Here is a 19,376-nt window from a genome sequence, read left to right as displayed (position 1 = left end):
CCGGGCGGCGCCTCACCCGGTTCCCGCCGCCAGCCGCAGCTGCTCGGCGCGGTCGGTGCGCTCCCAGGTGAAGTCCGGCAGCTCGCGCCCGAAGTGGCCGTAGGCGGCGGTCTGGGCGTAGATCGGCCGCAGCAGGTCCAGGTCCCGGATGATGGCGGCGGGACGCAGGTCGAAGACGGCCGTCACCGCGTCCTGGATCCTCGCGACGGGTACGGCCTCGGTGCCGAAGGTCTCCACGAACAGACCGACCGGCTCCGCCTTGCCGATCGCATAGGCGACCTGCACCTCGGCCCGCCGCGCCAGGCCCGCGGCCACGATGTTCTTCGCGACCCAGCGCATGGCGTAGGCGGCGGAGCGGTCGACCTTCGAAGGGTCCTTGCCGGAGAAGGCGCCGCCGCCGTGGCGGGCCATGCCGCCGTACGTGTCGATGATGATCTTGCGGCCGGTGAGGCCGGCGTCGCCCATCGGGCCGCCGATCTCGAAGCGCCCGGTCGGGTTCACCAGCAGCCGGTAGTCCTTGGTCTCGAGGCCGAGCGACACCAGCTCGGGCTCCACCACGCACTCGTGGACGTCCGGTACCAGCACCGAGTCGATGTCGAGGTCAGGGGAGTGCTGCGCGGACACGACGACCGTGTCGAGCCGGACCGGACGGTCGCCGTCGTACTCGATGGTGACCTGCGTCTTGCCGTCCGGGCGCAGGTAGCTGAGCGTGCCGTCCTTGCGTACGGCGGCCAGGCGCCGGGCCAGCCGGTGGGCCAGCATGATCGGCAGCGGCATCAGCTCGGGGGTCTCGTCGCAGGCGTAGCCGAACATCAGGCCCTGGTCGCCGGCGCCCTGCCGGCCGAGCTCGTCCACGGCATCCGCCCCGGCCCCGCCCGGGCTGCCCGCGGTGCGCGACTCGTGGGCGTGGTCGACCCCTTGGGCGATGTCCGGCGACTGCGCCCCGATGGACACGGACACCCCGCACGAGGCCCCGTCGAAGCCCTGGAGAGAGCTGTCGTAGCCGATCTCCAGGATCCGGTCACGCACGAGGGACGCAATGGGCGCGAAGGCGGAGGTGGTCACCTCGCCCGCGACGTGCACCAGACCCGTGGTGACGAGGGTCTCCACGGCGACCCGCGACGTGGGGTCCTCCTTGAGCAGCGCGTCGAGAACGGTGTCGCTGATCTGGTCGGCGATCTTGTCGGGGTGACCCTCGGTGACGGATTCCGAGGTGAACAGGCGGCGGGACACGGAGCTCCTCCGGAAGGGGTGGGTGCAGTACGCGGGTGACCGGCCGGGCCGGGTTCAGGAGCCGGTCCGGCCGAGGGACGGCGGGTCCGCCTGCCACACGTCCCCGCGGACGAGCAGCTCGCCCGGGACGGCCCGCCGCACGACGAGGTACACCTCGTCGGCAGGCACGGCCAGCAGCGCGCTCAGCTCGTCCCGCAGCAGGCGCAACAGCCGCTCCACGCTCTCGCGCGGGTACGTCTCCTTGCAGGTGACGAAGCCGATGGGGGCGTGCGGACCGACGGAGCCGACCGGCCACTCCGGCCGGTGCGCGGAGTCGGCGTCGAGCCGCTGCCAGAGCACCCAGCAGTGCTCCGCCGGGATGCCGAGCAGGCCGGTGACGGCCTTGGCGATCCGGGCGAGCGCCGGGCGGCCGGGGCTGGGATCGGGCGACATGAGGGTGATGACGGGCATGGGCCGGAGCCTCTCGGGGGTGACGGGTGAGGTGGTGGTGGGCCGGCGGCCGGCGGTCTGCGCAGGGCCCGGGCGCGAGCCGTCAGCCGGAGAGGGCCGCCAGCAGGCGCGAGCGGTCGATCTTGCCGTTGGCGGTGACCGGCAGACGGTCCACCCGCTGGACGACGTCGGGCACCGCGTAGGGCGGCAGCCGGAGCCCGAGCGCACGGCGCACCAGCTCGGGCGGGCCGGCGTCCTCACCGTCGGCGGTGTAGAAGAGCGCGAGCCGGTCGTAGTTCCCCAGCTCACCGGGTACGGGCACGGCGGCACAGTCGGCGATGCCGGGCAGGTCGGCGGCGTGCGCCTCGATCCCCTCCGGTTCGATGCGGTGGCCGCGGATCTTGACCTGCCGGTCGGTGCGCCCGGTGAAGTGGAGGAGTCCGTCGGCGTCCCGGAACCCGCGGTCGCCGGTCCGGTAGTGGCGCAGTGGCGTCCCGCCGACGGGGCTCACCCGGAAACGGGCCGCCGTCAGCGCCGACTCCCCGAGGTAACCGCGGGCCAGACCGTCCCCGCTGATGCACAGTTCGCCGACGACGCCCGGGCCGCACGGGAGACCCTCGCCGTCCAATACGTGCACCTCGGTACCGGGGACCTCCCGGCCGATGGGCACACCGTACGGCCGGTCGCAGTCCTCGGGGCCGATCGGGTGGACGGTGGCGAAGACGCAGCTCTCGACCGGTCCGTAACCGTTGAACAGCCGTATCCCGGGGTGACGGGCGAGGAACCGGGAGACATGGGTGGTGGACAGCCTTTCACCGCCGATGTACAGCCGCCGCAGCCCCTCGAAGCAGTCCAGGTCGATCTCCGTGAACAGGTTGAACAGGGAGGCGGTCAGCCAGGCGGTGTCGACCCCGCAGGTGTCGACGAGCCGCCGCAGGGTGTCCGGGAGGAGGTAGTCCTCGGCCGCGGTGACGCAGGTCCCACCGGTGGTGAGCATGCCCCACAGTTCCATCGAGAACGCGTCCCAGGGAGCCGGAGCCGCCTGCATCATGGCGGTGCCCGGACCGAAGGCGAGCGGGCCGTCCGCCGCGAAGAGGCGCGTCGTGGCCGCATGCGGTGACACCACCCCCTTGGGCGCGCCGCTGGTCCCGGAGGTGTAGAAGACGGTGGCGGGCGTATCGGCCGGCCCGTCGTGGGCCACGAAGGTGGCCGCGGCGGCCGGCCGATCGGCCGCCGCCCCGCCCGCTGACGTGCCGAGGGCGGGCGGGCGCCACACCGGCCCCTCACCGGGCGGCTCCTGCGCGTCCGTCACGAGCACCGGCGCGGCCAGGTGCCGCAGCACCCCCTCGGTCCTCGCGCGGGGCCACCGCGGGTCCAGAGCCGCATACCCGGCGCCGCACTTGAGGACCGCGAGCAGCGCCACGTACAGGGCGGCCGAGCGCGGCAGCAGGACGGGGACCGACGTGCCCGGTCCCACCCCCCTGCGGGCCAGCTGCTCGGCCCAGCCGTCCGACAGGGCGTCGAGCGCCCCGTACGCCAGGCGTGTGTCACCGTCCACGACCGCGATCGCGTCGGGCGTGAGGTGTGCCTGGTGGGCGACGGCCTGATGAATGAGCGCAATTCCCACGGAACATCCCTCCAGAACCTGCGGATGATGAACCTAGACCGATGAGAGGCTCCTTTGCACCTGCCGCCGCGTCCCCGGTTCTGGGGACACCCGAGGGCATTGACGCGGCAGTCCCCGATCGGGAAATTAATGGATGTCCGGCGATGAACGCCCCTACAGGCATGACGGCCCGCCGGCCTTCCGTCACCGTATTCGGTATTTTCCGAAGGGTTTATTCGATGAGCGCTCCCGACCCGGAAGCGGGAATTCTTGCCGGTCCGGTCCTGGCGGAACACCCCAGCGGCATCGCGCTGCTGGACTACGACGCCGTACCCGGCCGGCCGGATGCGGGCGGAGCGCCGGGGAACATGCTCATGCTCCACGGATTCGGCGGCGACAAGGGGCAGTTGCGGCCCGTCGGGGACGCGCTGTGCGGGGCGGACTCGGTCGCCGTCTACCCGTCCCTGCGCGCCCACGGCGACAGTCACAAGCCCGCGTGGGGGTATTCGGTCCTGGACTTCTCGGCCGACCTGCACCGCTTGGCCGACGCCCTCCCGGACGAGTTGCACCTGGTCGGATACTCGTACGGGGGGTTGGTGGCAGCGGTCTCCGCGGTCACCTGGGGCGCTTCCCGGGTGCGCAGTCTGGTGGTCGTCGACCAGTCCTTCGACGCCCACCCCGACTGGCACGTCGCCGACGAGTGGGCCGAAGGGAGCCTGCTGCGCTGGCACTACGACTTCGGGCACCTTCTGGATCTGCTGGAACGCATGGGCGTACCCGTACTGGTGCTGGCCGCCGAGGGGAGCGCCAACATCGCGGCTGACGAGCGCGAGCGTCTGTCCCGTCGTGACAGTGCCCACTTTTCCCTGAAATTCATCGAGGGCACGCACGCCGACTGTCATCGCAACACGGACGAGATCACCTTCGCCATGCGCGATTTCTACCGGAATCATTTCGGCGGGACGAACGGAAGGGACAGCGTCGCATGAAGGCCGGATTCATGGAGCGGGGGCCCGGGCGCACCCTGCTGGCCGGAACACTCGCCAATTCCCTCGGAAACGGTGTTTTCCTGACGGTTTCGGCGCTTTATTTCACCCGTATCGTGGGTTTCTCGGCTTCTCAGCTGGGTCTGGGACTGAGCATCGCCGGCATCGCCGGCCTGTTCGCGGGGGTCCCCTTCGGCCACCTCGCGGACCGCAAGGGGGCCCGCGGCACCGCCGCGGCCCTGCTCGTGCTCGCCGGACTGACCACCGCCACGTACCTCACGACGGATTCGTTCCCACTGTTCGTCCTGATCGCCTTCCTGTACGCGATGTTCGAACGGGGCGCGCACGCCGCCCGGCAAGCGCTGATACCGGCGGTGCTGAGCGGCGAGAGCCTCGTACGCGTCCGCGCCAAGATCCGCGTGGTCACCAACGTGGGCGTCTCGGCGGGCGCGACGCTGGGCGGCCTGGCCCTCCTGTGGGACACCGGTACGGCGTACCGCCTCACCTTCGCGCTCAACGCGCTCAGCTTCGTGGTGTGCGGACTGGTCTTCCTGCGGCTGCCCGCCGTGACCCCGTCCCCGCTGCGTGCGCCCGGCGAGCCCCGCCTCGCGGTGCTCCACGATCGCCCGTACGCGCTGCTGGCCCTGATCAACATGGTGATGCTGCTGCACATCCCCATCCTGGAGGTGGTGCTTCCGCTCTGGATCGCCCTGCACACCGGCGCACCGCGCTCGCTGACCGCGGTCCTGCTGCTCCTCAACACCCTCGCCGTCGTCGTGCTCCAGGTCCGGGTCACGAAGAAGATCGACGCCCTGGAACCGGCCGTCCGCGCCTTCCGGGTGGCGGGCGTGGTACTCCTCGCCTCCTGCGCGGCCTTCGCCCTGTCGGCCGGCCGCGGCGCGGTGACGGCGACGGCGGTCCTGGTGGTGGCCACGGCCCTGCACGTGTACGGCGAGATGGTCCAGTCCGCCGGCTCCTGGCTGATCGGCTACGAACTCGCCCCCAAGGACCGGCAGGGCCAGTACCAGGGCCTGTTCAACACGGGGGTCGCGGCGGTCCAGATGTTCGGCCCGGTCTCGCTCACCCTGCTCCTGATCGACTGGGGCACCCCCGGCTGGCTGGTGCTCGGCCTGGTGTTCCTGGCCGGCGGACTGCTGATGGCCCCGGCCGTCCGGTGGGCGAGCAACCGCGGCGCCGGGGCCGGCGAAGCCGATCCGAACGCGCTCACCACCGTCTGAACGCCGACACCTACGAAGAGGCCCGCGCGGCCGTCCAGTCCGGCGCGGGGAACAGGGGAAAGACCATGCTCCACCAGGAAGCGACCACCGAGCCCGCACCCGCGGGCACCGGCCGGGACGGAGTCGAACTCCAGCTGTGCGACATCTGGCGCAAGCTGCTCGGCCGGACCGACGTCGGCATCCACGACGACTTCTTCGCGCTCGGCGGCCATTCGCTGCTCGCGATCCGGCTCACCGTCGAAGTGCGCCGGCTCTTCCAGGTCGACCTCACGGCCGCGGACCTGCTCGCCGCCGCCACCGTCGCGGAGCTCGCCGAGATCATCCGCCGGGGCTCGTCGGGCGCCAGCGGCCAGCTGGTACGCATCCAGGCCGGCTCCGGCGGCAGTCCCCTCTACGCCCTGCCGCCGGTCTCCGGAACGGTGCTGCTCTACCCGCCCGTCGCCCGCGCCATGGGGACCGACCAGCCCTTCTGGGCCGTGCAGTCGGTCGGCCTGCTGCCCGGAGAGACGCCCCTCGAGTCGATCGAGGAGATCTCCGAGACCTTCATCGAGCAGCTGCGGACCGTCCACCCCGAGGGCGCCGAGTGGAACCTCATCGGCTACTCCATGGGCGGCCTGCTGGCCTACGAGACCGCCCGCAGGCTGAAGGAGCGCGGTGAACGGGTCGGGCTCGTCGGACTGCTCGACACCCGGATCGTCGTGGAGGCGGGTGCCGACCCCGACTTCGCCCTGCGGGCTCTCCTCTGGCGCGGACTGAAGCTGGAGGTGGACATCGAATGGCTCCGTGGCCTCACCCCTGAGGAAAGGGCGGCGGAGCTGGTGGACCGGGCCGTCGCCGCCGGCACGATGCCGGCCGACTTCGACGCGGACCGGCTGCGCCGCATGATCGACATGTACCAGTTCAACCTGGACGCGCTGGCCGCGTACCGGATCAAGCCCTACGACGGCACGGTCACCGTCTTCCGGGTGACGGACCGCTCCCTGGAGGACGGCACGCTCCCCGAGGACCTGGGCTGGAGCGAGGTCGCCGCCCGCGCCGTGGTGTGTGACGTACCCGGCGACCACTTCACGATGGTCGAGCCCGGCCAGGTCGAAGTGCTGGGCAGGCGGATCAAGGAACAGCTCGCCCTCGGCAGCGCACCGGCCGTGCCGCTCGCCTGACGCCCCACAGGAGGGAAGAGCCCCACATGGAGCCCGACCAGAAGGCCGGCCCGGCGCACGACGCGTACCTCGTCCGCCCGATCGGCACCGTCCGTTCACCCCGCAGCGTTCCCCGCCACGACCACTGGGGCGACGTCAGCGCGGTCATCGAACTCGACCCCGCACAGCTCCAGCCCGACGCGGTGACCGGCCTGGAACAGTTCTCCCACCTCGAAGTGGTCTTCCACTTCCACCTGGTCCCCGAGTCCGCCACCGTCACGGGAGCGTGCCACCCGCGGGGCCGTACGGACCTCCCGCGCCTGGGAATCCTCGCCCAGCGGCTCAAGGAGCGCCCCAACCGGCTCGGCGTGTCCCGCTGCGAACTGGCAGGCGTCGACGGCCTCACCCTCCACGTACGCGGGCTCGACGCACTGGACGGCACCCCCGTCCTCGACGTGAAGCCCCACCAGCAGCTCTTCCAGCCGGCACCGGAAGCGGTGCGCGAGCCGGCCTGGCTGCGAGCGGCGATGTCCGCCTACTACTTCTGACCGCTCCGCCCCGCCCGGCCACGAGCCGGCCGCGAACGTCCACCACAGGGAGACCCCCTTGTCCAGCATCACCACCGGCTCCACCACCGGAGCCGTCGATCTCGAACTGAACCTCGGCCGCCTCCTCGACCGCAACCCGCAGCTCCAGATCCCCCGCGACGAGTACAACATCAACGTCACCTCGAACGAGGGCGACCGGCTCGACAGTGAGGAACTGGCCCGGGAGTACGGTGCCTTCCCCGGTGCGGGCCACCCCGCCCACCTGTACTTCCACCTGCCGCTGTGCAACTACATCTGTCACTTCTGCAACTACGTCAAGCGGTTGGTACCGCGTGGGAAGGAAGACCCGTCGCTGCGCCTGTGGTCGGACCTCCTCATCGAGGAGTCGCGCCGCTACCTGGACCGCTTCGACTGGATACCCCAGGCCCGCATCGAGTCCTTCTACATCGGCGGCGGCACCGCCGCACTGCTGCTCAACAGCCCCGAGTACATCGAGCCGCTGGTCCGTCACGCCCGCGAGAACTACGACCTGTCCGACAACGTCGAGTTCAACATCGAGGGCAACCCCGAGAACTTCCAGCGCCACCACCTGGAGACGGCGCAGGAGCTGGGCTTCAACCGGTTCAGCCTCGGCGTCCAGTCCCTCCAGGACGAGGTGAACGACTTCACCAAGCGACGCCATTCCGCGGCCCAGTCCATCGAGGCCATCGAGAACCTGCTGGCCACCGGAAGCCCCTTCAACGTCGACATGATGTTCGGTCTGCCCTACCAGACCCCGGAATCCGTGCGCCGTGACATGACGATCCTGACCGATCTCGGCGTTCCGACCATCACCATCTACCGGCTGCGCAACGCGGACCGCGAGGAGATGGGCATCGGCAACCGGGCGGTCTGGAACAACCCCGCGGTGCGCGAGCGGCTCATCAGCGAAGGCCGCTTCCCCGACCTCGACTCGACGTACGCGATGCGCCAGGAGGCCGTCGAGGTCCTGCTGGAGAAGGGTTACTACCCGAGCCCCTGCGGCTGGTGGAGCCGCCCCGGCACCTATGAGGACGGGAACATCCCACAGACGTCCAAGAACAAGTGGGAGCACTACAACACCATGATCGCGTACGGCCCCGGTGCCTACGGCTGGCTCACCGGCGACCAGGAGGAGTTCCTCCAGACGCACAACATCACCGACATCGGCAAGTACGTGTCGTTCATGCAGAAGAACGAGGGCCTGCCCCTGAACTTCGGCCGCCGGCTGTCCGGGCACAAGGCCATCGGCACCGCCCTGGGCTTCAACTTCAAGGCCAACCAGCCGATCGTCCTGGAGCGCTACCGCGCCCGCTTCGGCGCCGACCTGATGGAGACGGAGCCCTTCGCCTCCGCTTTCGCGGAACTGCTGGAGCGCGGCCTGGTCGAGATGGTCGGTGACGGCACCGCCCTGAAGCCGACCCTCGACGGCGAAGCACTGCACGAGGAGATCATCTTCCACTACTTCCACCAGCGCATCGGCCTGTCCGACGCCCCGGTGTGCCGGCGGTGAGCGTGCACCGCTCGACCGCGGCGGCGCCGCCCGCCCCCATCGCCACCGCGCCGGCGCGCAGCTCCGCGCAGCGCGTCGAGGACGCGTTCGCGGACCTGCACGGAGCGGATGCCGCGCTGCTGCTCCCGAGCGCGGTGACGGCCACCACGGCCGTGCTGCTCGCCCTCAGCAATCCGGGCGGCCACATCATCGCCTCCGACCAGACCTGCGACCCGCTGCGCGCGGCCCTCCTCACGGAAGTCACCGGGGCCAGACGCACGGTCACCTTCGTCGACTGCACCGATGTGGACGCGGTCGCCGCGGCTGTGCGGCCCGCCACCCAGGTGGTGTACGCCCCGTCCCTGAGCGACCCGCTGATGCGCCTGACCCCTCTGGGTGACCTCGCCACCTACGCCCAGATGAACGACCTGCTGCTGGTCGTGGACAACACGGCCCTGTCGCCCGTAGAGCTGCGGCCCCTGGAGACGGGCGCGGTGGTCGTCATCGAGGACTCCAAGGCATGCCTGGACGAGTGGGGTGACGTGAGCGCCGCCCTCGTCACCTGCGCCGGCCGATTCCTGGCGCCCATTCGCGGACAGGCCGCCCACTACGGCTGTCAGGTGGACCCCTGGGCGGCCCACCTGCTGGAGCGGTCCCTCTCCACCCTCGGCCTGAGAATCACGGCTCGGCGGCACAACGCGGAGCAGGTCGCCGACGCGCTGCGTGAGCACCGCGCCGTACGCACGGTGCACCGGCCGTCCTTCGACGACGCCCCCTGGGCGCTGGAGACCCACCAGGGCTTCGGCGGCCTGCTTGCCTTCGAGGTCGTCCCGGAGGTCCGTGACCTCGGGGGCGTGCTGGGTGCCGCCGCCGGCGCCGGCCCGGCGGCGGGCACCTCCCTGCGGCTCCCCGCGCTCACCACCCACGCCCACCTGAGCGAGCGGGTACGCCGGGAAGCCGGCGTCTCACGGCAGTTGGTGCGCGCCTCGGTGGGTACGCAGGACCCCGGTCCGCTGATCCGCGGACTGCGCCGGACCCTGGACGCGGCCCTCGTGCCCCGTCCCCGGACCTGAGGAGAGCGATGCTGAACGGCGTCGACCTGGCCGCCCGGCACGCGCTGGCCGAGCAGATCCGGGAGGATTCCTGGGAGGCCCAGCTGAGCATCGGGGTGCAGGCCCATCCCGAACCCGGCGAACGGTGCCGGGTGGACACCGAGCCCATGCGCCTCGGGTCCAGCCGCGTCGCGCGGCCCTTCAGCCTCCACCAGAGCCGCGCGGACCCTCACCGATCCGCCTCCGGACCCCCGCACTGCCTCGACCCGGTCGGGTCGCTCCTGGCCGGCCTCGGGGCCTCCGTCGCCGACAGCGTGGTGGCCTGGCTGACCGGCGAGGGCTGCCTCCTGACCTTCCTGGAGGTGCTGCCCGTGGTCGAGTTCGACGACACCGGGGGACGGGCCCTGCTGTCGTACGGGATCCACATCGAGGGCGAGGTCTCCGCGGAGCAGGCCCACGGCGCGGCCCGGGCGGCACGTGAGCGCAGCAGCGGCCACCGCACCCTGGAGGACCCGAACGAGATCCGTGTCGTGGTGCAGACCGAACAGGACGTGCACCTCACCGGCCGGCCGCTCGCGGCCGGTACGGACCCCTTCACCGCGACCCGGCGGCGCACCGCGCGGGTCGCCTGGGAGGTGGGCGCCCACGTGATCGCAGAGGTCGACGGGGTGCGGGCCGAGTCCGACCAGCCGAAGCAACTGTTCGGCGCGGACGTGGCGCCCAGCGCGCAGGAGTACGTCCTGTCCGCGCTGGCGGCGGAGGCCCTGCGGTTCGCCGCCCGCCCCGGCCCGCCGCCGTCCACCGGCACGGACGCCGACGGGCCCGCGGCCCAGGACGCCGTCCACGCCTCCGGCCGTATCGACCTGCGCGGACCGTACTCCGCCCAGGACGCCCCGGCCGGGCTGCGCAACCTCCTCGTCCAGCTGCTGCCGGCGGACCCGTCCGCCGGGAACGACGACGACGGCGGCGGACCGGCCGGGGCCATGCGCGCCTGGCTGGCCCAGGGGGAATCCCTGCGGCTGGTCAGGGACGCGCACCCGATCCGGGTCGAGGTGGTCCTCAACGGCACGCCGATCGCCGCCGGACCCGACCGGGTTCTCACCGGTACCGAGAAGAACGACACGAAGGAGCAGCACCGTGCCCCGTGAATGGGACGCCAAGACGTACGACTCGCTTCCCCTGCCGCACCAGGAGTGGGGCAAGCGGACCCTCGGCCGCCTGAACCTGCGGGGCACCGAGACCGTCCTGGACGCCGGGTGCGGGACGGGCCGTGACACGGCGGCACTGCTCGACCTCGTCCCCGGAGGCCGGGTGATCGGCGTCGACGGCTCCAGCCGGATGCTGGACCAGCTGCGGGCGAAGCTCTCCGACCGGCTCGACCGCCTCGACGTCGTCCACGCCGACCTCACCCGGCCGCTGGCCCTGGGGTCCCAGGTCGACGCGGTCTCCAGCGTGGCCACGTTCCACTGGATCACCGACCACGCGGCACTCTTCGCCAACCTGGCCCGGTCCCTGCGCACCGGCGGCCAGTTCGTGGCGGAGTGCGGCGGCGAGGGCAACGTCGCCCGGATCAACGCGGCCGTCGAGGAGGTGCTCGGAGCCTCCGGCGAGGGCGAGAAGGTCTGGTACTTCGCCGGTGTCGAGGACACCACCGCGCGGCTGGAGGCAGCCGGGTTCACGGACATCGAGGTCACCCTCCAGCCCGACCCCGCCCGTCTGGAGCCCGGCGAGCAGCTGTGGAGCTACCTCGCGACGGTGGTGCTCGGCTCCCACCTGGACCGGCTGCCCGAGTCCGACCACGAGGACTTCGTCCGCGCCGTCGCCGCCCGGCTCCCGGAGCCGGTCGTGGACTACGTCCGGCTGAACATCACCGCCCGCCGGGCCTGAGAGGCCGGGGCGGCCCGCACGCACGTGTCCGCGCCCGGGTGGACCGCCCCGCCCCGCTCCGTCTCCCGGCCCCTTCCCGTGACCTTCGACCGGAGGCCGTCCCATGGGCCCGACCCCGCCCCGCCCCGCGCGGTCCGACCTGCCCGTGCTGCTGCTCGTCCACGACCAGGGTTCCGCCGCGCCCATGCGCGTACTCGCGGCGGCCCGGGGCCTGTGCCGGGTCGTCCTGCTCTGCGAGCCGGGGGACCCGCGACTGGAGGCCGGACTGCGCAGCGTGGCGGGTCACGCCGAGATCGCGGACATGACCGGCCTCGACGACGAGGCGGTGTGCCGCCTCGCCGTCGGCCTCGGCCCGGCCGGCGTGATCACGTTCAGCGAACGGCGCCTGCGCCTGACGGCGCTGGTGGCCGCGGCGTGCCGGCTGCCCTTCCACTCTCCCGAGATCGTGGACGCCCTCACCGACAAGTTCCGGCAGCGGCGGGTCCTCGAGGACAGCGGGGTGCAGCACACCCGCAGCGCCCTGCTGCGCGACCCCGGAAGCGTGACCGGCGCGCTCGGTTTCGTCGGCCTTCCGGCCGTGCTCAAGCCGAGGTTCGGCGCGGGCAGCGTGGACACCTGCCTGGTCCGTTCGGAGCGGGAGTGCCGGTCCCGGCTGGCCGAGTTCACCGAGGGCCACGGCCCCGCCGCGCGACGGGACTTCGTACTGGAAGAGTATTTGCCCGGGGACCCCGGACAGGCCGGCCCGGGAGTCGGCGACTACGTCTCCGTGGAGTCCGTGGTGGTCGACGGCGAACCACGGACCGTCGCGGTGACGGGCAAACCCCCGCTCGTCCCGCCCTTCCGGGAGACCGGCCACATCCTGCCCGCTCCGGTGACCCCCGCTCTCGCAGCGGACATCGTGCGACTGGAGCGGCAGGCCGTCCGGGCCCTCGGCGTGCGGAGCGGAGTGACCCACACCGAGATCAAACTGACCCCCGACGGGCCGCGGATCATCGAGGTCAACGGCCGCCTGGGCGGCCACGTCGCCGAGATCGTGCAGCGCACCTACGGCTACGACCTCGTGGCGGCGGCCCTGCGGCTGGCACTCGGGCTCTCCGTGGCCGACCCCCGCCCCTCACTGGCGGCCGCGTCGCCGGGCCGGGTGGGGTTCCAGTACATGCTGGTCCCCCCGGAAGGCTCGCAACGGACGGGCCGCACAGTGCCCGTCGAGGATCTGGCCCGCGTCCCCGGGGTGGATCTGGTCGACGTACCCGAAGCGGCCGGCCGGCCGGCCCACTGGCGCGCGGGTACGGCCGGCGCCCTCGGTGTCGTGTACGGGTCCGCCCCGGACCACGCCGGGCTGAGGGCCGTCCTGGACGAACTCCGCGCCCTGCTCGATGCGTTCTGGAGCGAATCCTCCTCCACCGCCGTGTGACAACCCGACCGCACACGCCGCTCCCCGGCGTACGGTGGGCCATGATCGCCCCGTTCTCCTGAAAGGCGCAGCACATGTCAGACAGCAGCACCCTGGCCGAGGTGGTCTCCGATCCGGTCGGCCAGGTGGTCGGCGGGCGGGCCGAGGTCCGTGACGACGCATGGGGCGAGGTGTCCGCCGTGATCCGGCTGGACGGGACGCGGTTCGGGCCGGAGGCGCTCGCCGGCTTGGACTCCTTCTCCCACGTGGAGATCGTCTACCACTTCGACCGGGTCCCGGTGGAGAGGGTCGAGACCGGCGCCCGCCACCCGCGCGGCAACACCGACTGGCCGTTGGTCGGCATATTCGCCCAGCGCGGCAAGAACCGGCCCAACCGGATCGGGGTGTCCCGCTGCCGGCTGCTGCGCGTCGACGGGCTGGAGGTCCACGTGGGGGGACTGGACGCCGTCGACGGCACGCCCGTACTCGACATCAAGCCCTACATGGCCGAATTCGGGCCCCGCGGTGCCACGACCCAGCCCGGCTGGGCCACCGAGATCATGCGCCAGTACTACTGACCCGGCCCGGCCCGGACCAGCTGTACGGCCGGGACCTGCGTCGACGTCCGACGCAGGGTTCGGCCCTTTGATATTGATCACAGGTTTTCCCGCTCGCGTGGCCGAATGCAGGCTGCATAGGATCTCGGGCATCCCGCTGGAGGGCGACCCCCACAAGGCAGGGACGAGGGGGAACCACATGCGCGCGAACGTTGACCGGAGCCGGCTGGACCGCTCGGTGTACGGACTGATCTACCGGAACCCCGGATGGGGTCTCGACGAGGTCTCCGCCGGGGCGGACTGCTCGCCCGCCGAAGCGGAGGAGGCATGCGACCGCCTGCTCGCCACCGGGCTGTTGACCCCGGCGCCGACCACGCTGTGCGGCTTCGCGACGGTCGAACCGGAGGCCGCCCTCACCCGTCTGTTCGTATCCGAGCAACGGCAGGCCGCGGCGCACGCCGAACGGCTGACGCGGATCAGGACCGCCATCGCCTCGCTCACCGTGAACTTCTCGGACCTGCGCAACGAGCGGCGCGCCCCGGTCGAGGTGGAGACCCTGGCGACTCCGGCCCTGGTCAACTCCTTCCTGGAAGACGCCGGCAGCATGGTGCGCAGCCGTATGAGGTCCATGCACCCCGGCGGCCCCCCGCCCGAGGACGTCATCGACGAAATGCTGCTCCGGGACAAGGAGATGGAGGGCCGCAACATCGAGGTCGACGTCCTCTACCAGCGGCGCACGGCCGAAGTCCCCTACGTGGCCGCCTACCTGACGGACGCCGCCCGCCCGGGCCGGGAGGTCCGCACGGCGGAGTTCCTGCCCATCCGCATGATCCTCTTCGACGACGACCTCGCGGTCCTGCCCACCAACCCGGCCGACAGCAGCGAAGGAGCGCTTGCCGTCCACGGCCGCCAGGTCATGAACGCGCTGCACGCCTTCTACGACCACTGCTGGCACACTGCCACGCTTCCGCGCCAGTCGGAGGACGGCCAGGCATCCCGGCCGGTCTTCGACGAGCAGGAACTGGTGGTCGTCCGGCTGCTCGCCGACGGCGTCAAGGACGAGGCCATCGCCCGCCACCTGGGCGTCTCCTCCCGTACCCTCAGCCGCCTCCTCTCCGGCCTGCTGGACCGCCTGGGCGTCCAGACCCGCTTCCAGGCGGGCCTGCGCATCGCCGAGCTGCGCCTCCTCTCCTGAGCGCGCACTGAGCCGCAGGGGGACGAGGCCAGGCGGCAGAGGAACCGTTCGCTGGTCAGGGCCCAACCATCAGCACTCGATGATGTTCACCGCGAGCCCGCCCCGCGCCGTCTCCTTGTACTTGACGCTCATGTCCGCCCCCGTCTCCTTCATGGTCTTGATGACCTTGTCGAGGGAGACCTTGTGGGAGCCGTCGCCGCGCATGGCCATCTTGGCGGCGGTGACGGCCTTCACCGAGGCCATGCCGTTGCGCTCGATGCAGGGGATCTGGACGAGACCGCCGACGGGGTCGCAGGTGAGGCCCAGGTTGTGTTCCATGCCGATCTCGGCCGCGTTCTCGACCTGCTCGGGGGAGCCGCCGAGCACCTCGGCGAGCGCGCCCGCCGCCATGGAGCAGGCGGAGCCCACCTCGCCCTGGCAGCCGACCTCCGCGCCGGAGATGGAGGCGTTCTCCTTGAAGAGCATGCCGATCGCGCCCGCCGCCAGCAGGAAGCGGACCACGCCCTCCTCGTCCGCGCCCGGCACGAAGTTCATGTAGTAGTGCAGCACCGCCGGGATGATGCCGGCCGCGCCGTTGGTGGGCGCGGTGACCACGCGGCCGCCCGCCGCGTTCTCCTCGTTCACCGCCATCGCGTACAGGGTGATCCACTCCATGGAGTGCGCGAGCGCGTTGCCCTCGGCGCGCAGCTGGCGGGCGGAGACGGCCGCGCGGCGGCGCACCTTCAGGCCGCCCGGCAGGATGCCCTCGCGGGACATGCCCTGGCGCACGCACTCCCGCATCACACCCCAGATCTCCAGCAGCCCCTCGCGGATCTCCTCCTCGGTGCGCCAGGCCCGCTCGTTCTCCAGCATCAGCGCGGAGATCGACAGGCCGGTCTCCTTGGTGAGGCGCAGCAGCTCGTCACCCGTGCGGAAGGGGTACTTCAGCACCGTGTCGTCCAGCTTGATCCGGTCCGCGCCGACCGCCTCCTCGTCCACGACGAAGCCGCCGCCGACCGAGTAGTACGTCTTGGTCAGCAGCTCCGCGCCCGAGGCGTCGTACGCCCACAGGGTCATGCCGTTGGCGTGGTACGGCAGGGTCTCGCGGCGGTGCAGGACGAGGTCGTCGTCGTAGGAGAAGGCGATCTCGTGCTCGCCGAGCAGGCTGAGCCGGCCCGACTTCCTGATCGCCTCGACCCGGTCGTCCGCGCCCTCCACGTTTACCGTGCGCGGGGAGGCGCCCTCCAGGCCGAGCAGCACCGCCTTCGGGGTGCCATGGCCGTGGCCGGTGGCGCCGAGCGAGCCGTACAGCTCGCAGCGGACGGCGGCGACGGGGTCCAGCACGCCCTCGTTGCGCAGCCGGCGGGCGAACATGCGCGCCGCCCGCATCGGGCCGACCGTGTGGGAGCTGGACGGGCCGATGCCGATCGAGAACAGGTCGAAGACCGAGACGGCCACGGGTGACTCCTCCATACGAACAGGTACAAAAAGGTGGTGCGGACACAGCACGGGTGCCCCGCCCACCGGCAGTGGGCGGGGCACCCGGACAACAACTACGGGGTACTACTCGCCCAGCGTCGGATACAGCGGGTGCTTGTCCGCCAGCGCCCGCACACGGGCCGCGAGCGCCTCCGCGTCGCCCTCCCCGAAGGGGGACGGCGCCGTCAGCGCCAGCGCGATCACGTCCGCGACCTCGGCGAAGTCCTCGGCGGTGAAGCCGCGGGTGGCGAGGGCGGGCGTGCCGATCCGGAGACCGGAGGTGACCATCGGCGGCCGCGGGTCGTTCGGGACCGCGTTGCGGTTGACCGTGATGCCGACCTCGTGGAGCCGGTCCTCGGCCTGCTGCCCGTCCAGCTCCGACTCACGCAGGTCCACCAGGATCAGGTGGACGTCCGTGCCGCCGGAGAGCACGTTCACCCCGGCCTCGCGGGCGTCCGGTGCGGTCAGCCGCTCGGCGAGGATACGGGCACCCTCCACCGTACGCCGCTGGCGCTCCTTGAAGTCCTCCGAGGCCGCGACCTTGAAGGAGACCGCCTTGGCGGCGATCACATGCTCCAGCGGGCCGCCCTGGAAGCCGGGGAAGACCGAGGAGTTCAGCTTCTTGGCGAAGTCCTTCTTGGCCAGGATGATGCCGCCGCGCGGCCCGCCGAGCGTCTTGTGCGTGGTGGAGGTCACCACGTCCGCGTGCTCGACCGGGTTCGGGTGCAGGCCCGCCGCGACCAGACCGGCGAAGTGCGCCATGTCCACCCACAGGTACGCCCCGGTCTCGTCCGCGATCCGCCGGAACTCCGCGAAGTCCAGCTGACGGGGGTACGCCGACCAGCCCGCGATGATCACCTTCGGGCGGTGCTCCTTGGCCAGCCGCTCGACCTCGGCCATGTCGACCAGGCCGGTCTCCTCGTCCACGTGGTACGCGACCACGTCGAACTGCTTGCCGGAGAAGTTCAGCCGCATCCCGTGGGTGAGGTGGCCGCCGTGCGCGAGGTCCAGGCCCAGGATGGTGTCACCGGGCTGGGCCAGCGCGAACAGCGCCGCCTGGTTCGCGGAGGCACCGGAGTGCGGCTGGACGTTGGCGTACTCGGCGCCGAACAGCTCCTTGAGCCGGTCGATGGCGATCTGCTCGGCCACGTCGACGTGCTCGCAGCCGCCGTAGTAGCGGCGGCCCGGGTAGCCCTCGGCGTACTTGTTGGTCAGGACCGAACCCTGCGCCTCCATCACCGCGAGCGGTGCGAAGTTCTCGGAGGCGATCATCTCCAGGGTCGACTGCTGGCGGCGCAGCTCGGCGTCGACCGCGGCGGCGATCTCCGGGTCCAGCTCGTGCAGGGGCGTGTTCAGGACAGTCATACGGCTACTGGCTCCTCAGCCTGCGGTGTAGGCGGTGTACTCGTCGGCGGAGAGCAGGTCGTCCGGCTGCGCGGCGACGCGCACCTTGAACAGCCAGCCGCCCTCGAAGGGCGCGGAGTTCACCAGCGACGGGTCGTCCACGACGTCCTGGTTGACCTCGGTGATCTCACCGGAGACGGGCGAATACAGCTCGGAGACCGACTTGGTGGACTCCAGCTCGCCGCAGGACTCGCCCGCGGTGACCTCGGCGCCGACCTCGGGAAGCTGCACGAAGACCACATCGCCGAGCGCGTTGGCCGCGTGCTCGGTGATGCCGACCGTCGACGCGCCGTTCTCGGCGGCCGACAGCCACTCGTGCTCCTTGCTGTAGCTCAGCTGCTGCGGGTTGCTCATGACCTGAATTCTCCTGTACGCGAGGACGTGCTCGTCGGGGGAAAAGGGCTCGAACCGCTGAAGAGCGGGTGAAATGTGCGCAGGGTCACGCCGGGGACGGCCGGACCCGGTGCCAGTGTCTACTTGGCGCGCTTGTAGAAGGGCAGCGCCACGACCTCGTACGGCTCGTGGCTGCCCCGGATGTCCACGCCCACACCCGTGGCTCCGGGCGCCGCGTGCGCGGCGTCGACGTAGGCGATGGCCAGCGGCTTGCCGAGGGTGGGGGAGGGGGCGCCGGAGGTGACCTCGCCGATCACCGTGCCGTCGGCGACGACGGTGTACCCGGCGCGCGGCACCCGGCGGCCCTCGGCGATCAGGCCGACCAGGACGCGCGGCGGCTCGGCCTCGGCGCGCTCGGCGGCCTTGGTGAGCGCCTCGCGGCCGACGAAGTCGCCCTCCTTGCCGAACTTCACCACGCGGCCGAGACCGGCGTCGAAGGGGGTCAGCTCCGTGGTCAGCTCGTGCCCGTACAGCGGCATGCCCGCCTCCAGACGCAGGGTGTCCCGGCAGGACAGACCGCACGGCACCAGACCGGCGGCGGCCCCGGCCTCCAGCAGCGCCTGCCACAGCTGCGCCGCGTGCTCCGGCTTCACGAACAGCTCGAAGCCGTCCTCGCCGGTGTAGCCGGTACGGGCGATCAGCGCGGGCACGCCCGCGACCGTGCCGGGCAGCCCGGCGTAGTACTTCAGGCCGTCGAGGTCGGCGTCGGTGACGGCCTTGAGGATGCCGGGGGACTCCGGGCCCTGGACGGCGAGCAGCGCGTAGGCGTCGCGGTCGTCGCGGACCTCGGCGTCGAAGCCGGCCGCGCGCTCGGTCAGCGCGTCCAGCACGACCTGGGCGTTGGAGGCGTTGGCCACCACCATGTACTCGGACTCGGCGAGCCGGTAGACGATCAGGTCGTCCAGGATGCCGCCGTCGGCCCGGCAGATCATGGTGTAGCGGGCGCGGCCGACGCCGACCGAGGCGAGGTCGCCGACGAGGGCGTAGTTGAGCAGGGCGGCCGCTTCGGGGCCGGTCACCGTGATCTCACCCATGTGCGAGAGGTCGAACAGCCCGGCCCGCGTGCGCACCGCCAGGTGCTCGTCGCGCTCGGAGCCGTAGCGCAGGGGCATGTCCCAGCCGGCGAAGTCGGTCATCGTCGCGCCGAGCGAGCGGTGCACGGCGTCGAGCGCGGTGCGGCGCGGAGCGGTGGAGTCGGTGCTGCTCATCGGTCGTCTCCCAGGGCGATGGGTCCCCCGCGCGGACGGAGCCGGACGCGGAGATGGCGAGGAACGTTCCTCCCCATCTGTCATCGGAACCTGAGAGGTTCGCCATGACCCTCACGGGGAGTCGTCACGACTTGCACCTT

Annotated in this window: 18 protein-coding genes; 11 read left to right on the top strand and 7 right to left on the bottom strand. The window is 71.7% G+C overall.

The window, feature by feature from the left end; all coding sequences use genetic code 11:
- Positions 1 to 12: 12 nt before the first annotated feature.
- The 3 genes from metK to ACIGA3_RS25480 form a co-directional block, all read right to left on the bottom strand.
- Positions 13 to 1,233 carry a methionine adenosyltransferase gene (gene metK, locus ACIGA3_RS25490; protein ID WP_399719879.1) on the bottom strand — a complete coding sequence of 407 codons (1,221 nt, stop codon included), beginning with the start codon at positions 1,231 to 1,233 and terminating at the stop codon, positions 13 to 15.
- A 54-nt stretch (positions 1,234 to 1,287) separates the two neighbouring features.
- Positions 1,288 to 1,683, bottom strand: a complete 396-nt coding sequence (locus tag ACIGA3_RS25485; RefSeq protein ID WP_399719878.1) for a hypothetical protein — start codon at positions 1,681 to 1,683, stop codon at positions 1,288 to 1,290.
- An 82-nt stretch (positions 1,684 to 1,765) separates the two neighbouring features.
- The gene (locus ACIGA3_RS25480) at positions 1,766 to 3,289 is read right to left on the bottom strand and encodes an amino acid adenylation domain-containing protein (RefSeq protein WP_399719876.1); all 1,524 of its coding nucleotides are present in this window, start codon (positions 3,287 to 3,289) and stop codon (positions 1,766 to 1,768) included.
- Between the two features lie 218 nt (positions 3,290 to 3,507).
- On the opposite strand from ACIGA3_RS25480, the gene ACIGA3_RS25475 reads away from it, so the two are divergent.
- The 11 genes from ACIGA3_RS25475 (at position 3,508) to ACIGA3_RS25425 (ending at position 14,773) form a co-directional block, all read left to right on the top strand.
- Complete coding sequence (locus tag ACIGA3_RS25475; protein WP_399719873.1) at positions 3,508 to 4,257, top strand: alpha/beta fold hydrolase; 750 nt, start codon at positions 3,508 to 3,510, stop codon at positions 4,255 to 4,257.
- The gene (locus tag ACIGA3_RS25470) at positions 4,254 to 5,492 is read left to right on the top strand and encodes an MFS transporter (RefSeq protein ID WP_399719870.1); all 1,239 of its coding nucleotides are present in this window, start codon (positions 4,254 to 4,256) and stop codon (positions 5,490 to 5,492) included. The genes ACIGA3_RS25475 and ACIGA3_RS25470 overlap by 4 nt, the downstream gene beginning before the upstream one ends.
- A 65-nt stretch (positions 5,493 to 5,557) precedes the next feature.
- Positions 5,558 to 6,652, top strand: a complete 1,095-nt coding sequence (locus ACIGA3_RS25465; protein WP_399719868.1) for a thioesterase domain-containing protein — start codon at positions 5,558 to 5,560, stop codon at positions 6,650 to 6,652.
- A gap of 26 nt (positions 6,653 to 6,678) precedes the next feature.
- Complete coding sequence (locus ACIGA3_RS25460; protein ID WP_399719865.1) at positions 6,679 to 7,179, top strand: SAM-dependent methyltransferase; 501 nt, start codon at positions 6,679 to 6,681, stop codon at positions 7,177 to 7,179.
- Positions 7,180 to 7,237: 58 nt separating this feature from the next.
- Positions 7,238 to 8,710 carry a radical SAM protein gene (locus tag ACIGA3_RS25455; protein ID WP_399719862.1) on the top strand — a complete coding sequence of 491 codons (1,473 nt, stop codon included), beginning with the start codon at positions 7,238 to 7,240 and terminating at the stop codon, positions 8,708 to 8,710.
- A complete protein-coding gene (locus ACIGA3_RS25450; protein ID WP_399719859.1) occupies positions 8,707 to 9,762 on the top strand; it encodes a PLP-dependent transferase in 1,056 nt (351 codons plus the stop codon). Before ACIGA3_RS25455 ends, ACIGA3_RS25450 begins: the two co-directional genes overlap by 4 nt.
- Before the next feature lie 8 nt (positions 9,763 to 9,770).
- Positions 9,771 to 10,889, top strand: coding sequence for a hypothetical protein (locus tag ACIGA3_RS25445; protein WP_399719857.1), 1,119 nt, complete (start codon positions 9,771 to 9,773; stop codon positions 10,887 to 10,889).
- Positions 10,879 to 11,628, top strand: a complete 750-nt coding sequence (locus tag ACIGA3_RS25440) for a class I SAM-dependent methyltransferase (RefSeq protein ID WP_399719854.1) — start codon at positions 10,879 to 10,881, stop codon at positions 11,626 to 11,628. Before ACIGA3_RS25445 ends, ACIGA3_RS25440 begins: the two co-directional genes overlap by 11 nt.
- Before the next feature lie 103 nt (positions 11,629 to 11,731).
- The gene (locus ACIGA3_RS25435) at positions 11,732 to 13,042 is read left to right on the top strand and encodes an acetyl-CoA carboxylase biotin carboxylase subunit family protein (RefSeq protein WP_399719851.1); all 1,311 of its coding nucleotides are present in this window, start codon (positions 11,732 to 11,734) and stop codon (positions 13,040 to 13,042) included.
- A 74-nt stretch (positions 13,043 to 13,116) separates the two neighbouring features.
- Complete coding sequence (locus ACIGA3_RS25430) at positions 13,117 to 13,599, top strand: SAM-dependent methyltransferase (RefSeq protein ID WP_399719848.1); 483 nt, start codon at positions 13,117 to 13,119, stop codon at positions 13,597 to 13,599.
- 178 nt (positions 13,600 to 13,777) lie between these two features.
- A complete protein-coding gene (locus ACIGA3_RS25425) occupies positions 13,778 to 14,773 on the top strand; it encodes a helix-turn-helix domain-containing protein (protein WP_399719845.1) in 996 nt (331 codons plus the stop codon).
- 69 nt (positions 14,774 to 14,842) lie between these two features.
- Here ACIGA3_RS25425 and ACIGA3_RS25420 read toward each other — a convergent pair whose 3' ends face one another.
- The 4 genes from ACIGA3_RS25420 to gcvT all read right to left on the bottom strand — a co-directional run bounded on the left by ACIGA3_RS25420 (position 14,843) and on the right by gcvT (position 19,236).
- Positions 14,843 to 16,210 (bottom strand): L-serine ammonia-lyase, encoded by a 1,368-nt coding sequence (locus ACIGA3_RS25420; RefSeq protein WP_399719842.1) that lies wholly within the window; start codon positions 16,208 to 16,210, stop codon positions 14,843 to 14,845.
- Between the two features lie 105 nt (positions 16,211 to 16,315).
- Entirely contained in the window at positions 16,316 to 17,596 is a 1,281-nt protein-coding gene (gene glyA / locus ACIGA3_RS25415) for a serine hydroxymethyltransferase (RefSeq protein WP_399719840.1), read from the bottom strand.
- Positions 17,597 to 17,611: 15 nt separating this feature from the next.
- The gene (gene gcvH / locus ACIGA3_RS25410; RefSeq protein ID WP_399719838.1) at positions 17,612 to 17,989 is read right to left on the bottom strand and encodes a glycine cleavage system protein GcvH; all 378 of its coding nucleotides are present in this window, start codon (positions 17,987 to 17,989) and stop codon (positions 17,612 to 17,614) included.
- A gap of 119 nt (positions 17,990 to 18,108) precedes the next feature.
- Positions 18,109 to 19,236 (bottom strand): glycine cleavage system aminomethyltransferase GcvT, encoded by a 1,128-nt coding sequence (gcvT, locus tag ACIGA3_RS25405; RefSeq protein ID WP_399719836.1) that lies wholly within the window; start codon positions 19,234 to 19,236, stop codon positions 18,109 to 18,111.
- Positions 19,237 to 19,376 lie beyond the last annotated feature (140 nt).

The sequence above is a fragment of the Streptomyces sp. NPDC085596 genome (assembly GCF_044541565.1).
Classification (GTDB): Bacteria; Actinomycetota; Actinomycetes; order Streptomycetales; family Streptomycetaceae; genus Streptomyces.
Note: the sequence above shows the minus strand (reverse complement) of the source record. Positions and strands in the feature narration are given on the sequence as shown.

Excerpts from the sequence above, each read along its gene's own strand:
- ACIGA3_RS25485 (WP_399719878.1), bottom strand. The coding sequence starts at position 1,683 with ATGCCCGTCATCACCCTCATGTCGCCCGATCCCAGCCCCGGCCGCCCG.
- ACIGA3_RS25475 (WP_399719873.1), top strand. The coding sequence starts at position 3,508 with ATGAGCGCTCCCGACCCGGAAGCGGGAATTCTTGCCGGTCCGGTCCTG.
- ACIGA3_RS25470 (WP_399719870.1), top strand. The coding sequence starts at position 4,254 with ATGAAGGCCGGATTCATGGAGCGGGGGCCCGGGCGCACCCTGCTGGCC.
- ACIGA3_RS25465 (WP_399719868.1), top strand. The coding sequence starts at position 5,558 with ATGCTCCACCAGGAAGCGACCACCGAGCCCGCACCCGCGGGCACCGGC.
- ACIGA3_RS25460 (WP_399719865.1), top strand. The coding sequence starts at position 6,679 with ATGGAGCCCGACCAGAAGGCCGGCCCGGCGCACGACGCGTACCTCGTC.
- ACIGA3_RS25445 (WP_399719857.1), top strand. The coding sequence starts at position 9,771 with ATGCTGAACGGCGTCGACCTGGCCGCCCGGCACGCGCTGGCCGAGCAG.
- ACIGA3_RS25435 (WP_399719851.1), top strand. The coding sequence starts at position 11,732 with ATGGGCCCGACCCCGCCCCGCCCCGCGCGGTCCGACCTGCCCGTGCTG.
- ACIGA3_RS25430 (WP_399719848.1), top strand. The coding sequence starts at position 13,117 with ATGTCAGACAGCAGCACCCTGGCCGAGGTGGTCTCCGATCCGGTCGGC.
- ACIGA3_RS25425 (WP_399719845.1), top strand. The coding sequence starts at position 13,778 with ATGCGCGCGAACGTTGACCGGAGCCGGCTGGACCGCTCGGTGTACGGA.
- glyA (WP_399719840.1), bottom strand. The coding sequence starts at position 17,596 with ATGACTGTCCTGAACACGCCCCTGCACGAGCTGGACCCGGAGATCGCC.
- gcvH (WP_399719838.1), bottom strand. The coding sequence starts at position 17,989 with ATGAGCAACCCGCAGCAGCTGAGCTACAGCAAGGAGCACGAGTGGCTG.
- gcvT (WP_399719836.1), bottom strand. The coding sequence starts at position 19,236 with ATGAGCAGCACCGACTCCACCGCTCCGCGCCGCACCGCGCTCGACGCC.